This window comes from Clostridium sp. DJ247, assembly GCF_014231265.1.
This window is the reverse complement of record NZ_JABAIW010000014.1, coordinates 70,961-85,898: the sequence shown is the minus strand read 5'-3', so window position 1 is coordinate 85,898 and position 14,938 is coordinate 70,961. Positions and strand designations below refer to the sequence as shown.

At 30.6% G+C, this 14,938-nt stretch carries 11 protein-coding genes and 1 tRNA gene; 5 read left to right on the top strand and 7 right to left on the bottom strand.

The genetic code is table 11. The annotated features are described in order from the left end of the window. The first annotated feature begins 1,003 nt into the window (after positions 1–1,003). Positions 1,004–3,655 carry a bifunctional acetaldehyde-CoA/alcohol dehydrogenase gene (gene adhE / locus HGI79_RS07905; protein ID WP_185650136.1) on the top strand — a complete coding sequence of 884 codons (2,652 nt, stop codon included), beginning with the start codon at positions 1,004–1,006 and terminating at the stop codon, positions 3,653–3,655. Between the two features lie 266 nt (positions 3,656–3,921). On the opposite strand, the gene HGI79_RS07900 is transcribed toward adhE, so the two are convergent. Next, positions 3,922–4,161, bottom strand: coding sequence for a YkoF family thiamine/hydroxymethylpyrimidine-binding protein (locus HGI79_RS07900; protein ID WP_185650134.1), 240 nt, complete (start codon positions 4,159–4,161; stop codon positions 3,922–3,924). Positions 4,162–4,766: 605 nt separating this feature from the next. On the opposite strand from HGI79_RS07900, the gene HGI79_RS07895 reads away from it, so the two are divergent. Continuing rightward, a tRNA-Leu gene (locus tag HGI79_RS07895) sits at positions 4,767–4,855 on the top strand. Positions 4,856–5,124: 269 nt separating this feature from the next. Here the strand turns inward: HGI79_RS07895 and HGI79_RS07890 are convergent. The 4 genes from HGI79_RS07890 to HGI79_RS07875 form a co-directional block, all read right to left on the bottom strand. Next, positions 5,125–5,961, bottom strand: a complete 837-nt coding sequence (locus HGI79_RS07890; RefSeq protein WP_185650124.1) for an undecaprenyl-diphosphate phosphatase — start codon at positions 5,959–5,961, stop codon at positions 5,125–5,127. Positions 5,962–6,080: 119 nt separating this feature from the next. Next, positions 6,081–7,034: an aromatic acid exporter family protein gene (locus HGI79_RS07885; RefSeq protein ID WP_241428166.1), complete on the bottom strand. Its 954-nt coding sequence runs from the start codon at positions 7,032–7,034 to the stop codon at positions 6,081–6,083. A 284-nt stretch (positions 7,035–7,318) separates the two neighbouring features. Continuing rightward, positions 7,319–8,185 (bottom strand): DMT family transporter, encoded by an 867-nt coding sequence (locus HGI79_RS07880; protein WP_313885188.1) that lies wholly within the window; start codon positions 8,183–8,185, stop codon positions 7,319–7,321. Between the two features lie 193 nt (positions 8,186–8,378). Further along, positions 8,379–8,858: a PTS glucose transporter subunit IIA gene (locus HGI79_RS07875; protein WP_185650123.1), complete on the bottom strand. Its 480-nt coding sequence runs from the start codon at positions 8,856–8,858 to the stop codon at positions 8,379–8,381. A 961-nt stretch (positions 8,859–9,819) separates the two neighbouring features. On the opposite strand from HGI79_RS07875, the gene HGI79_RS07870 reads away from it, so the two are divergent. Continuing rightward, positions 9,820–11,142, top strand: a complete 1,323-nt coding sequence (locus HGI79_RS07870) for a MurT ligase domain-containing protein (RefSeq protein WP_395939527.1) — start codon at positions 9,820–9,822, stop codon at positions 11,140–11,142. A gap of 24 nt (positions 11,143–11,166) precedes the next feature. Further along, the gene (locus tag HGI79_RS07865; RefSeq protein WP_185650122.1) at positions 11,167–11,895 is read left to right on the top strand and encodes a type 1 glutamine amidotransferase; all 729 of its coding nucleotides are present in this window, start codon (positions 11,167–11,169) and stop codon (positions 11,893–11,895) included. 115 nt (positions 11,896–12,010) lie between these two features. Here HGI79_RS07865 and HGI79_RS07860 read toward each other — a convergent pair whose 3' ends face one another. Beyond that, positions 12,011–12,793, bottom strand: coding sequence for an HD domain-containing protein (locus tag HGI79_RS07860; RefSeq protein WP_185650121.1), 783 nt, complete (start codon positions 12,791–12,793; stop codon positions 12,011–12,013). Positions 12,794–12,947: 154 nt separating this feature from the next. After that, complete coding sequence (locus HGI79_RS07855; protein WP_185650120.1) at positions 12,948–13,103, bottom strand: hypothetical protein; 156 nt, start codon at positions 13,101–13,103, stop codon at positions 12,948–12,950. 278 nt (positions 13,104–13,381) lie between these two features. On the opposite strand from HGI79_RS07855, the gene HGI79_RS07850 reads away from it, so the two are divergent. Beyond that, the gene (locus HGI79_RS07850) at positions 13,382–14,932 is read left to right on the top strand and encodes a nitrite/sulfite reductase (RefSeq protein ID WP_185650119.1); all 1,551 of its coding nucleotides are present in this window, start codon (positions 13,382–13,384) and stop codon (positions 14,930–14,932) included. The last annotated feature ends 6 nt before the right edge of the window (positions 14,933–14,938 follow it).

Below are 14,938 nucleotides of genomic sequence, written 5' to 3'. Positions count from 1 at the left end.
TAGTAGCTCAAAAGAATTGCTGGTTTATTTATATAGATAAGTTTTTCTTATCTCACTCTGTTTAATTTTCAAGGATCAACTATCGTCTTCCCAACGACTTTTCAAGAATACCATACTTAACTTAGCCTGTCAACACTTTTGTATTAACTTTGTTATTAAGTTTCCATCAAGAAGTTTCGCCAGTTCTTGACGACATGTGTTATTATATCACAAAATTTAGCCCTGTAAACCTAACTACATATTATTATATGAATTTATATTAATAAATCATCATATTATTATTTTTTTCTTACTTTTTCACGCATCGATACGCTTGGATATGTTTCTTTTGAAATACAATAACAATGTTAACTCTTAACCTTCTATATCATAGAACCGTTATATAGAACCCTTGACGTCTATAATGAATTTGTCTATAACCGTTACTTAACAAGTTACTGGTTGTTATCAGCAAATATAGTGACTAACTCTGAAAATATTTTTCTGATAATAGTATTAAGTAGTTTCATATAAAGATATAAGTACTAGAGCCGGTGTTCATGTGATAAAGTATCCTTCCATATTTGAGAGTGCAATAAGAACAGCACATTTTAAATATAATAACTTAATAATATTGTATAAAATTCATCTAAATTAAATTTCATAACCTACATTATTATAATCCTTATTTTAAGCGTTTTTAAATACAGATATAATTCAAAGTACCAAAAATAACTATTATTAAAAACATTTACTATGCAGTAGTTATTTTTTTAACAATTGATTTTTTATGTTTTTTAACTATTTTCCCTGTATTACTACGTTATGATTTACGTTTACACCTTTATTTTTCTTTATGCGACATTTTTTTTATAAGGTGTGATTGACATTTAACAAACAATGTTTCATAATAATATTAAGAAAAGAAATAAAGTAGTTGTAAAGTTAAAGTACCACTTAAATAACTTTCTTCTACTAAAAATATCTACAAAAAATAAAGTTTAAAGAAAGAGGTGCCAATTTTATGAAAGTGACAAATGTTGAAGAATTGACGCAAAAGATAGCCGAAATAAAAGCTGCTCAAAAGAAGTACTCTACTTATACTCAAGAACAAGTTGATGAAATTTTTAGACAAGCAGCACTAGCAGCAAATAATGCTAGAATAAAACTTGCTAAACTAGCTGTAGAAGAAAGTGGAATGGGAATAGTAGAAGATAAAGTTGTTAAAAACCATTTTGCTTCAGAATACATATACAATAAATATAAAGATGAAAAAACTTGTGGAGTTATAGAAAAAGACGGTGCATTTGGTATCACTAAAATTGCTGAACCAATTGGAGTTGTTGCTGCTGTTGTTCCAACAACAAACCCAACATCAACTGCAATATTCAAAGCTTTATTAGCTTTAAAAACTAGAAACGGTATAATTTTCTCACCACATCCAAGAGCAAAGAACGCAACTATATCTGCAGCTAAAATAGTTCTTGATGCAGCAGTAGCAGCTGGTGCTCCAGAAGGAATAATCGGATGGATAGATGAGCCATCAGTTGAACTTTCACAAATCGTAATGAAAGAAGCTGATATAACTCTTGCAACAGGTGGTCCTGGAATGGTTAAGGCTGCTTATTCATCAGGTAAGCCAGCAATCGGTGTTGGTGCAGGTAATACACCAGCTATAATCGATGAAACTGCTGATATAAAGATGGCAGTAAGCTCAGTACTTATTTCAAAGACTTTCGATAACGGTGTTATCTGTGCTTCTGAGCAATCAGTATTAGTACAAGATTCAATATACGAAGAAGTTAAAAAGGAATTCGCTTTAAGAGGAGCTTATATCCTAAAGAACGATGAAGTAGATAAAGTAAGAAAAGTAATACTAATCAATGGTGCATTAAATGCTAAAATTGTTGGTCAATCTGCTTACAAAATAGCTCAATTAGCTGGAGTACAAGCTCCTGAAACTGCTAAAGTTCTTATTGGAGAAGTTGAATCAGTTGAACTTGAAGAACCATTCTCACATGAAAAATTATCACCTATTCTTGCTATGTACAAGACAAAAAACTTTGATGATGCACTTGCAAAAGCTGTAAAACTTGTTGAATTTGGCGGATATGGACATACATCATCACTATATATTAATGCAATGACTGAAAAAGAAAAAATAGAAAAATACAGTGCTGCTATGAAAACAGGAAGAACTTTAATCAATACTCCTGCTGCACAAGGCGGTATCGGAGATTTATATAACTTTAAACTAGCTCCTTCTCTAACATTAGGTTGCGGTTCATGGGGTGGAAACTCTGTATCAGAGAACGTTGGACCTAAACATCTAATAAATGTTAAGAGTGTAGCTGAGAGGAGAGAAAATATGCTTTGGTTTAGAGTTCCAGAAAAAATCTACTTTAAATATGGTAGCCTTGGAGTTGCTTTAACAGAATTAAAAGATTTAAATAAGAAAAAAGCATTCATAGTAACTGATAAAGTTCTTTATGAATTAGGATATATCGATAAAGTTACAAAGGTTCTTGATGAAATCGGAGTTGACTACAAGATATTTACAGAAGTAGAACCTGACCCAACTTTAGCTACAGCTAAAAAAGGTGCTGCAGATCTATTAAGCTTCAACCCAGATACTATCATAGCAGTTGGTGGTGGTTCAGCAATGGACGCTGCTAAGATTATGTGGGTAATGTATGAACATCCAGAAGTAAAATTCGAAGACTTAGCTATGAGATTTATGGACATAAGAAAAAGAATTTATAAATTCCCAACAATGGGTACTAAGGCTATGATGATTTCAGTAGCAACATCAGCTGGTACTGGTTCAGAAGTAACTCCTTTCGCAGTTATCACTGATGAAAAGACAGGAGCTAAATATCCACTAGCTGACTACGAATTAACTCCAGATATGGCTATTGTTGATGCTGAATTAATGATGGGCATGCCAAGAGGATTAACTTCTGCATCAGGTATAGACGCATTAACTCATGCTATAGAAGCTTACGTATCAATCCTTGCTTCAGAATTCACTAATGGATTAGCTTTAGAAGCAATAAAATTAGTATTCGAATATTTACCTTTAGCTTATAACGAAGGTACAACTAATATAGAAGCAAGAGAAAAAATGGCACATGCTTCATCTATAGCTGGTATGGCGTTCGCTAATGCATTCTTAGGAGTATGTCACTCAATGGCACATAAACTAGGAGCTGCACATCACATACCACACGGAATTGCTAACGGATTATTAATAAACGAAGTTATAAAATTCAACGCTGTAGAAGCTCCAACAAAACAAGGTATATTTGCGCAATATAAATATCCAAATGCTAAGGCTAGATATGCTAAAATTGCTGACTACCTTGGATTAGGTGGAAACACTGATGATGAAAAAGTTCAACTATTAGTTAAAGCTATAGATGAATTAAAAGCAAAAGTAAATATTCCAATGACTATAAGCGAAGCTGGAGTTACAAAAGAAAAATTCTATGCTAGCTTAGATGATATGGCTGAACAAGCTTTCGATGACCAATGTACAGGAGCTAACCCAAGATATCCATTAATAAGCGAACTTAAGCAAATGTATATAAATGTTTTCGAAAAAGCTGAAGCAGTTAAAGATACTAATTTAGCATCAAAAGAAGCTGCTGCAACTAAAGAAAAAAAGAAAAACTAATATAGCTTAATATAAGCTTCAATTAATACTAAGGTGTTCCTAATGGACACCTTAGTTATTTTTATTAACCATAATTTATACTGCTTGAATATATGTGTTTAACGTAAAAATTAAACACTCAATATGAAGGTTTATTTATAGCTCATTTAAGAGATTTTATATGTTTTCTATAGGACGAAAATACACCCTAAAAAATAATAGTAAAAACATTAAAAGGTAGTTCTTTATAAAGAACTACCTTTTAATAAAAATTTTTATCTTATTTTTTACTTACTTGCATTCCCTATTGTTACTACCATATTTACTTCTCCACCACTTTTCTCAGCCACAGTAAACATAGCCTGAAGACTATTAAATACATCTTGTTCAGAACCATTTAGTATTGTATTCATGGAGTTAACTTTATACTCAAGATTAGTACCTTTTAATGTATTTATGGAATCATTTATTACCTTTGTAGCATCGTTAGTTTTTAATGGATATATTGCAACTTCTGCTGTTATCATATTTATCTACTCCTTTGTGTTTTATTACGTTAATTAGTATTATAAAAAGTTCTAAAATTATACTACAGTGTATTTACATTATGCACATGTATTTAATATTGTTTACGTTTCATCTATGCTTTTATTAATAATAAAAAAGGCTCTCAAATTTTCTCTACTTCTTCCTATATATCATAGTTATAACTATTATCATTTTCCAATACATTCATTTATTGGTTATCCTTTATATGCAGTATAACTTATATTACTATGAACACTACATAGGTACGGAACTTTTAAATTTAATTTATGTAGCATAGCATATTACTAGATTGTGCCACCTTTAAATGGTTTATTAGCAAGTCTTGGCCTCAAATTAGTAGAAAAGCTTAGTACTTTGATACTGTTTGAGCGTAAGCGAGTTTATCAAAGTCCTTAGCTTTTCTGCTAATTTGAGGCTTAGACTTACTTAAACTATTTATCAGTGGCATAATCTAGTAATATGCTATATGAAATAAATTAAATTTAAAAGTTCCAGCTCTATAATAAAAAATAATTTTTTAAAATACTGTTGACAATATTAGCGATATGCCTTATAATAAAACATGTTGTTACTTAGTAACCATGCTGGAGTGGCGGAACTGGCAGACGCACAGGACTTAAAATCCTGCGGGCTTTAAAACCCGTACCGGTTCGATTCCGGTCTTCAGCACCAAAAGCGAGATGTAAATCTCGCTTTTTTATTTTTCTTTAATCTCTACATAACAAATCAACATAAAGTGATACTTAAAATAGATAAGATTTTAACCCTACCTATTTTTTTAGTTAAACTAATCCAGGGCATTAGTGGCAGTTAGCTTTATTATTTTCATTCTACTATCTTTAGAATAGGTAAAAAACACTCCAACAAACATTATTTTGTTAGAGTGTTAACTTATTAATATATACAATTTTATACTTTTCTAGATATAGCTTGAATGTACATTAAACAGATATAACTTTAGTGAAAGCCAGTACAAGTATTATTATTCCTACAAAAATTCTATATATAGCAAAAACTTTCATAGGCTTTTTCTTTAAGAAACTTATAAATTTTTCAACTACCACTAAAGCTACTATAAAAGAAACCACAAAACCCACAACTAATGCTATAATTTCAGAACTGTTCATGCTTATTTTTGTTTTTATAAGTGAAAGTCCTGATGCCGCAACCATGGTAGGCAATGCTAAGAAAAATGAGAATTCAGCAGCAGCAAAGTTATTTAAACCACTTACCCAAGCTCCCATAATAGTTGATGCAGATCTTGACATACCAGGCCATAAAGCAAGACATTGAAAACATCCTATCTTGAATGCTTGTACCATATTTACATCTTCTATTCTTTTAGTAGCATTTCCTTTTCTATATTTTTTTTCCATGAAAATCATTAGAATTCCACCAAAAATTAATGCAATAGAAACTGTTACTGTATTAAATAGTTTTTCCTCTATGGTTTTATGTAGTAAAAGACCTATAACAGCAGATGGTATAAAAGCTACTAATATATTCAGCCATAGTTTAAATCCCCACTTCTCCGGCGAAAGATTCATTAAAGAATCCTTTATTTTCTGCCAGTATAAAACCACAATAGCTAATATGGCACCTAATTGTATTACAACCTCAAACATATCTACATACTGTTTTGAATATGCAGGGGCTTGAAAATTAATTAAGTTTCCTACTATAATCATATGTCCTGTAGATGAAATAGGTAAAAATTCAGTTATACCTTCTACAATACCAATTATAGCGGCTTTAATTATAAGTATTATAATCTCCATAAATTCCACTCGCTCCCTTAATTAAATTTTACAACAATTACTATTATACTATTACGGCTATACTTTACACAATAAATAAGTTATGAACAAAGTATTACATGAGTGTTAAGAATTATTCATTAATTTTCTTTTAACATCTTTAGTTTATATAGATTATCCAACACTTTATCAACATGATAATTATATACTATACTAACATCATTTTTATTTTCTATATAATTAAGCTCACAATTAAATAACTGTATCATTCTCTCACAATTCTCTTTGTTTAAACTATATTGGAGCTCTAAGGATTGAATAATCTTTAGGTGAGCATATATTTCCTTGCACACGTATAGTATCTCTCTTACCCTATCTACCTTTAGTCCATCTTTTTTATTTACTCTAAATTCAGCTAAATATGTATTTAACTTATTTTCAAATCCTAATAGTTCCTTATTCAAACTTTCTAGATTTATATTTCTATTAAAGCAAACCTTATCTTTAATAATCTCATATATTTTATCCACTACAACTATACTTGCATTATACACTTTATTCGCATGCTTTGGCGGATATATAAAATAGTTAACCATAACCGCTACTATTATTCCTATGAAAGTATCAAATATTCTATTTAAGCTATATGCTCCAGGAGTTCGATCCTCTAAATTTAACATTATAACAAGAAACACTATACAGGAAATAGCTACTGAGTTCTTCCAACCTAGCATATTGCATATATATATAACTATGACTACTCCTAAGCCACAAAGAAATATGTTTCCTGGGCTGACTAAGGCAAATAAAAAGCCCACAAAGGCCCCTACCATGGTTCCAAGCATCCTATTCTTTCCTGCCTTAAAGGAATCATAAACTGACCCCTGCATAGATATAACCGATGCTATAGCTGCATAAAAAATATATTCCCTGTTTAAGATATAAGATAGCGCCACACATATAGACACCGCAATGGCAGTCTTTATATTCCTCATTCCAACTGCTTTTAATTCCATAAATTCACCTACCATATCTAAATCATAATTTGTTGTACGTCTATGTAGATAATCACAGCTTAAATTCAACTTATACATAGAAATGTGTTTCTAAAACTGATGGCACTTTTAAAAACTTTAGACTGATTAAAAGTTTTTAACGTGCCAAAGTTTGGCATCATATTCGGTGGTGTAGGTTGAATTTCCGGCATGGATATCTATAGTTATTTTACTAATACAATTACAAAATAGCAAAAAACTTTATTGCTGCATTATATATTTACAGAAACAAAGGTCTGTTTAGCTTAGAATCTTTTATATTTGTTAGATAAAACAAACACCCTGTACCAAAGTACTTACTTTGATACAAGATGTTTATCTGTTTATGCTCTGATCACATGTACTGCATATACTATCATTACAGCACCTATGACTTGAAGTATTATCAAAGGTTCTTTTAAGAATATAACGGATACCAACATAGATGTAGGTATCTCCAGATTACCTATTACAGATACCTTTAATGACCCTATATATTGTATAGATTTATATAGTAAAGTAAGGGGGATTATCTCACATAATATAGCCAAAGCTAATATGTATATTAAACTATTGAAATTAATATGTGTTTCTAACAATACTTTAGGCTGTCTATATATTATTAAACTTACAAGAGAAAATAAAGTAGAATAAGCATTAATAGAAAGTGAGTCTACTGTTTGCAGCTTTTTTTCTGAATATAAATTCATAAATGCATAAAATACAGCGCTAAGCAGCCCAAATACTATACCCTTCAAAGAGTAATTAATATTTCCCGAGAAAATATTTAGTGTTAAAATACACCCTAAAAAGGCCATTAACATAGCTAATACCTTTTTAATTTCACCCCTCTGTTTTTCAAAAATTACAGAATAAATAAATACCATTATAGGATAAGTAAATAAAAGCATTGTCACCATAGCCACATTTAGATATTCAAAGGCCTTGTAATAAAACACTGTCATAAAGGTGTTGCCCACTATGCCTAGAACTGCTAAGTTAACTAGTTCCTTCTTGTTAACACACAGCTTTGTTCTGTCTTTTAAGAATGCAAAAACAAACATAATAGTTACGGCAATTATATATTGAAAAGTTAGCAAATCAACAGAATCTAATCCTGTATTATGAGCCATCTTAACAAATATACCTGCAGTTCCAAATAAAACAGCTGATACTATAGAGTAAATATAACCTTTTTTCAGATAAATCACGTCCTTATTAAGATTAAACTAAGTATACTATATATTCTAAATAAACTTCAAGAAGATCAAAATAGTAATAAATACATTAATCCCATATTCCTATTTAACTTAGCAGTAATTATAGTCTTGTTTTAAATAAGTCATTAATGCATTTATATAAGTTAAATTTCAGACATGGTTATTTATAGCAAATAGCTGCATACTATTTTATCTTATAAGAAATTACCTTTGTTTCCCCTGCATTAACTTCTATATCTGTAGTATAATCAATAGCCTTTAGCATATCAGGGTTAGCTATAAGTACTGGTGTTATAAGTGAATACCCTGCTTCATTGATAGCTTCTGTATCAATTTTCATTATTGGAGTGCCCACTTTTACCTTAGCACCTGGTTCAATCAATCTTTCAAAGCCTTTACCATCTAATTGCACTGTATCAATACCAATATGAACTAATAGTTCAATTTCATTATCCAAAGTTATTGCGAAGGCATGATTACTTTCCATAATTAAATATATAGTACCCTCTACTGGAGCCACTATAATATCACCTGAAGGCTTAATCGCCACCCCATCCCCCGCAATTTTTTGCGCAAAAATCTCATCAGGCACCTCAGATAAATCTATGACTTTTCCTGATACTGGGGCAACTATATCAAAATCTTTTTCTAAAAAACCACACACGGTAACCTCTCCCTAACTTCAATATCTTACTCATTATACTTAAAATTACTAATAATAATTTTAACATAACATTTCATATTATATCTACATACCATTCCAATTTTAGACTTAGAATCCATTATAGGCTCACTGTGGATTTCTCTATATACTCATAACTTAAATTTAACTTATACGTAGGAATATGATACTAATTCTGACGTCAAATTTAAATACTTTTCTGAAATCCGAACCTTAGACTCATAAAAAAGTATTTAACATGAAAAAGAATTCGCAGCATATTCGGGAGTATAAGTTAAATTTCGGGCATGGGTATCTATAAATAGTATTAACATTTTGGTAATTAATTTGTAGTTAATCTGTCATTAATCTGTCATTAATCTGTCATTAATTTGTAATAAAACTGTAACAAAACAATGAGAATATATATACATAGGCATTGGCATTTGCCTTTAAATTAAACTACAAAAAAGTGAATGTTGTGCATGACATTCACTTTTTTTGCATGTCTACTTAACCGATTTGCATAAAATCACATATTTTGCTCCCTGCTTAAAACATGAACTTAAAACTGATTAAAGGTCTTTAACATACCGAAGTTTGGTATCATATTCCAGGGTATGAGTTGAATTTTGAGCAGACTTACCTATATTGAAGCATATAATGCATCTCTTTTTATATTATTGATGTAAAAACTTTAAATTTGTATTATAATATTTAAGAGTTAAGTAGTAACTTATCCTACAACGTAGTATTGATTCTTTGCCTGTAAAAAGATTACAAAGTACTAGTTTTCCTAATTAGATCAATATTTATCAGGTACATAAAGTAAAACTTACATCAGATAGCGTTTGTCTTGAAACCCTGCATTCATAAACTACCTGATATAAATTTACTCTATATGAGATACTTAACTACATAAAAGGTGGTGTGAAAAATTAACATAAAGTCTTTTTTTAGTATTGTGATTTCAAAGACGGTGTTAAAGTTATCTAAGATTTTATTTAAGGGTGGGAGCAACTTTCCAGGAAAAATTGCTTTAAAATTAGATAAAGATATATTAAAAACTGTTTGTAAAGATTATAAAGTTATTCTTATAACAGGTACAAATGGAAAAACTACAACTACAAGTATGATATATAATATGCTTAAGGATGATAAAAAATGTGTAATAACTAACAGTACAGGAGCTAATATGCTTCCAGGTATAATTGCTTGTTTTGTAGAAAACTTTTCCTTCAGCAAGTGTTCTTCTACAAAGTATGCTGTTATTGAATGTGATGAAGCAAATGTACAACTTTTCACTGAGTATATAACTCCTGAGGTAATCACTGTTACAAATTTATTTAGGGATCAGTTAGATAGATATGGTGAGGTCTATACTACTTTAAAGAAGATACTCCAAGGAATTGAAAAGGTACCCCTAGCTAACTTAGTGTTAAATGGTGATGAATCTCTTTTGGGAGATTTAAATCTTCCAAATAGAACTGTGTATTACGGCTTTAGTTGTTCATTAGACAAAAATACGGTTATTGATCCTAATGCAGATGCAAAGTTTTGTAAAAAATGCAAGAGCCCATATAAGTACAATTATCTTACCTATAACCATTTAGGTGACTTTTATTGCGAAAACTGTGGGTATAAACGTCCGGATCTAGACTACGCTGTAGAAGAAATAAAAGAACAAACTCCAGAAGGCTCTATCGTAACTATAAATGGAGACGAATACTATATTAATCAGCCAGGAACTTATAATATATATAATGCTTTATGTGCATATTCTGTGGCTAAAATTTGTGGAATAGAAAACTCTGTTATACATACTTCTCTTGAACATCAACAAAGCAGCTTCGGTAGACAAGAAAACATCAACATTGAAGGTAAGGAAGTAAAGATAATATTAGTTAAAAACCCTGCTGGTTATGATCAAGCTATAAATACTTTAACTCTTGACAGAAAGATTTTTAATCTAGTTGTGCTTCTTAATGACAACTATGCTGATGGTAGAGATGTATCTTGGATATGGGATGTTAAATTCGAAAAGTTATCTTCTGTAAATATAGATAAAATTATGATTTCAGGAATAAGACTATACGATATGGCCGTAAGACTTAAAATTGCAGGATTGCCTACTGATAAATTTGTGTTGTGCGAACACTATGTAAAATTATTAGATGAAATAAAAACTTGTAAACATGACACAGTTTACATACTTGCCACTTACACTGCTATGATAAATTTGAGAAAGTTTTTAAATAGTAGAGGGTATATAAAAAACTTATGGTAATTGTTATAAAGGAGTGTGCTTAACGTGGAACTCAATATATGTCATCTATATCCTGATTTATTGAATGTATATGGAGATTTAGGAAACATATTAATATTAAAATATAGAGCTGAACAAAGGGGTATACAGGTTAACATACACGATATATCTCTTGGTGACCCTTTTGATTCTTCTAAATACGATATAGCCTTTTTTGGCGGTGGTCAGGATTACGAGCAGTCTATAGTCTCAGAGGATTTCAGCCAAAATAAAAAGCAGGGAATAACTGAATTTATAGAAAACGAAAAGGTATTTTTGTGCATATGTGGTGGCTATCAGCTACTGGGAAAATACTATACAACTCCTGATGGGGAAAAGCTAGAAGGTCTTGGTATTCTCGATATATATTCTGAGGGCGGAGACACAAGGTTTATTGGGAACACTGTAATATATAACGAGGAATTCAATGAAACCTATGTAGGTTTTGAAAACCACTCAGGCAGAACCTATATTGGGAACCTAAAACCTCTTGGAAAAGTAATTAAAGGATATGGAAACAATGGAGAAGACGGAAAAGAAGGCTGCATATATAAAAATTGTTTTTGCTCATACTTCCACGGTTCCTTACTTTCTAAGAATCCAGAATTTGCAGATAGACTTATATCTACTGCTCTTAAGAACAAGTATGGTGAAATTGAATTGGAGCCCTTAGATGATAGCTTAGAACTAATGGCTAAGGAGTTTATTGCTAGAAGAGAAACTAGAAGCAGCTAAATAAAAGTTTAAAAATATAGTAAGAACCACCCGTCTAACGGGTGGCTTGCTTTAGTCCTATATGGAAATTTATTAAATTATTAATTTTGTTTTTCATAATATGTTTCTATTATGATTAATTGTTAATTTTACTTTCAATATATGCATTTATATGTATATACATTTCTTTTATATCTTCTGTTTTTGGTAACAAATCTATAATTCTTTCAATATACCTTTTGTGCTTAATTATCTTTAATGAATGATTAAAATTAATATCATATATCCATGATATTCTCAGTAACTTTATGTCAGATTTAGTTTTAACGTCATCATAGGGAACCATTTTACCTTTAATAATATTTTCAACAAAAGATAACTGATACTCTTGGCTATCTTGAAAATCTTCAAATGCTTCATTTTCATATTTGCATGGATTTTCATAATAATTTACTAAAAGATCAAATATATCAAGTTTATCAGCATCACGTATAAGTTTAGAAAATATTATAAAATCCAGAGGTATATCATCAGGTATAGCATATTTATTATGATATTTAATCGCTGTATAGATAACTTCTCTTTCTTTTTCATCTAGATTATTTAATACATTATTACTTTGTAAAACTGATATACCAAGATTAGCATGATCTTCAGATATAGTATCTCTAAATGTTTTATATTTTGCAAATTGTTTAAATCTTCCAACATCATGGAATAAACCTATTGTTTCAGCTATTAAATGTTCTCTCTCACTAAGATTTAAAGATTTACTTATGGCTACGGCATTATCACATACTCTAAAGGTATGTTCTTTCTTATACAGAATATTAGCATTAATTTTAGGATCATTATAACAAAAGCCTTTAATATATTCATCGAACCACGAGTAAAAAAAACTAAGATTCTCTTTATTCATTATCATAACCTCCAACAATTAAATTAGTTACTTTAATTGTAACACTCTTACTCACTAGCTACAATTACCACATGTAGAATGTTATTCCTAAACACTAATAATTTCGCCTTTATATTTTTCTACTATTAATACTAAAAAAGAGCCAAAAGGCTCTTTATGTAATATCATCTGTTTTATATTTTATACTGTTTACTGTTCCATCCTCATCAATAATGAGTACCATATTTTCATTCTCATAAACTTCATTAACTATTTGATATTCTGAGTTAAACTCTTTGGTCGGCTTGTTATCTAAAGGTTTGTTTTCCACAAGACTCATCTCCTATTAAAGTATATGTTACTTATTATTCTCTGCTACAATATATCAAATTATCACTTTATTTTATAATATATATTATGCTGTTTGCCTTTCATTTAATAAATCTACAGCACCTTGATATTTACTTGCTTTTAATTGTTCAGTTGAAAATAGCTGGTTTCTTAGTTTATAGCGAAATGGTACCGCCAAAATTTTCTTATATACCAGATAACATCACTAGCATTAACATAAGGATAATGATAATATCTTATTTAGAAGGAGTGATAATAATGAGTAATTTTAAAGAAATTTTATTGAATGAAATACCTGCTTTTAACGAGTTAGGTCATAAATTTTTAAATGGAGAAGTAAACAGAGCAGATTTTAAAGGTGTTTCTGGAGGTATGGGAGTATATGCTCATCGTAGTGGTACGGAATTTATGGTGAGATTAAGAGTAGCTTCAGGCGTTTTGAATAGGGAAAAATTACAGCTAGTTTATGATCTTGCAAAAAAATATAACTTAGGCGGAATACATTTAACTACCCGTCAAGCTATACAATTACATGGATTATCAATAGATGAAATCTGTGAAGTAATTAAAGAAGGTATAGAAAAGGATATGTATACCAGGGGTTCTGGTGGTAACTTCCCAAGAAATGTTGCTATATCACCACTATCAGGAGTAGATCCAGATGAAGCTTTTGATGTAACTCCTTATGCACTAGCAGTTAACGAACACTTTATGAAGAAAATTCGTGAATACAAATTACCAAGAAAGCTTAAGGTAGCATTTTCAAGCAGTACAGCAGATTTCTCTCATACTACAGTTACAGACCAAGGCTTCCTAGCAGTAAAAGATAATGGCAAGGAATATTTTAAAGTATATATTGGTGGAGGACTTGGTAGAAATCCTAAACTTGCAGTACAAATAGAAGAGTTAGTTGAACCAAAGGATGTTTTATATCACATCGAAGCTATTACAAGACTGTTTATGGCTGAAGGCGATTATACTAACAAAGCAAAAGCCCGTATTAGATACATACTTGATAGAATGGGCAAAGAAGAATTCATAAACTGCTATAAAAAACATCTAAAGGAAGTAATCGAATCTGAAAGCCTAGAACTCCAAGTTGAGCAAAAGACTTATAATAAAGAAGGAATCAAAACAGCTTCTAAAAATACTAGGTTATTTGCTCAAAAACAAGATGGTCTATACAGTGTTTACCTCCACCCAGTTGGAGGACAACTAAAACTAGAAACTCTTGAAATGTTGTTAAATGAATTTAAGAATATTGAAGATGTAGAAGTAAGACTAGCTATGACTGAAGGTATGTATATCAGAAACTTAAACGGAAAAGAAGCTGAAAAAATACTTGAGCTTACAGCAGGTGTTGGTGGAGAAACTAAGCTAGAGCAGTCAGTAGCATGTATAGGTGTACCAACTTGCCAAGTTGGGGTATTAGATGGACAAAGCACCTTAAGAGAAACAATTAAATTCTTTAGAGAAAAGAATTTTACTAGCGATGTACTACCATCAATATATATATCAGGTTGTCCAAATTCCTGTGGAGTTCATGAAATCGGTAAAATTGGATTCTCTGGTAAAATGAAGAAGGTAAACGATGCTTCAGCACAGGTATTTGAATTACATGTAGGTGGAGATTTAGGAATAGAAAAGACAAAGCTTGGTACACACTACGCTGATATATTACAAGCTCAAGTACCAGAATTCTTATATGAACTAGCACAACTAGTTGAAAAGTCTAGTATAGAATTTGACACATGGATGAACGAAAACCAAGGTGCATTTAAAGAATTAGTAGATAGATATGCTGTGTAATATTCA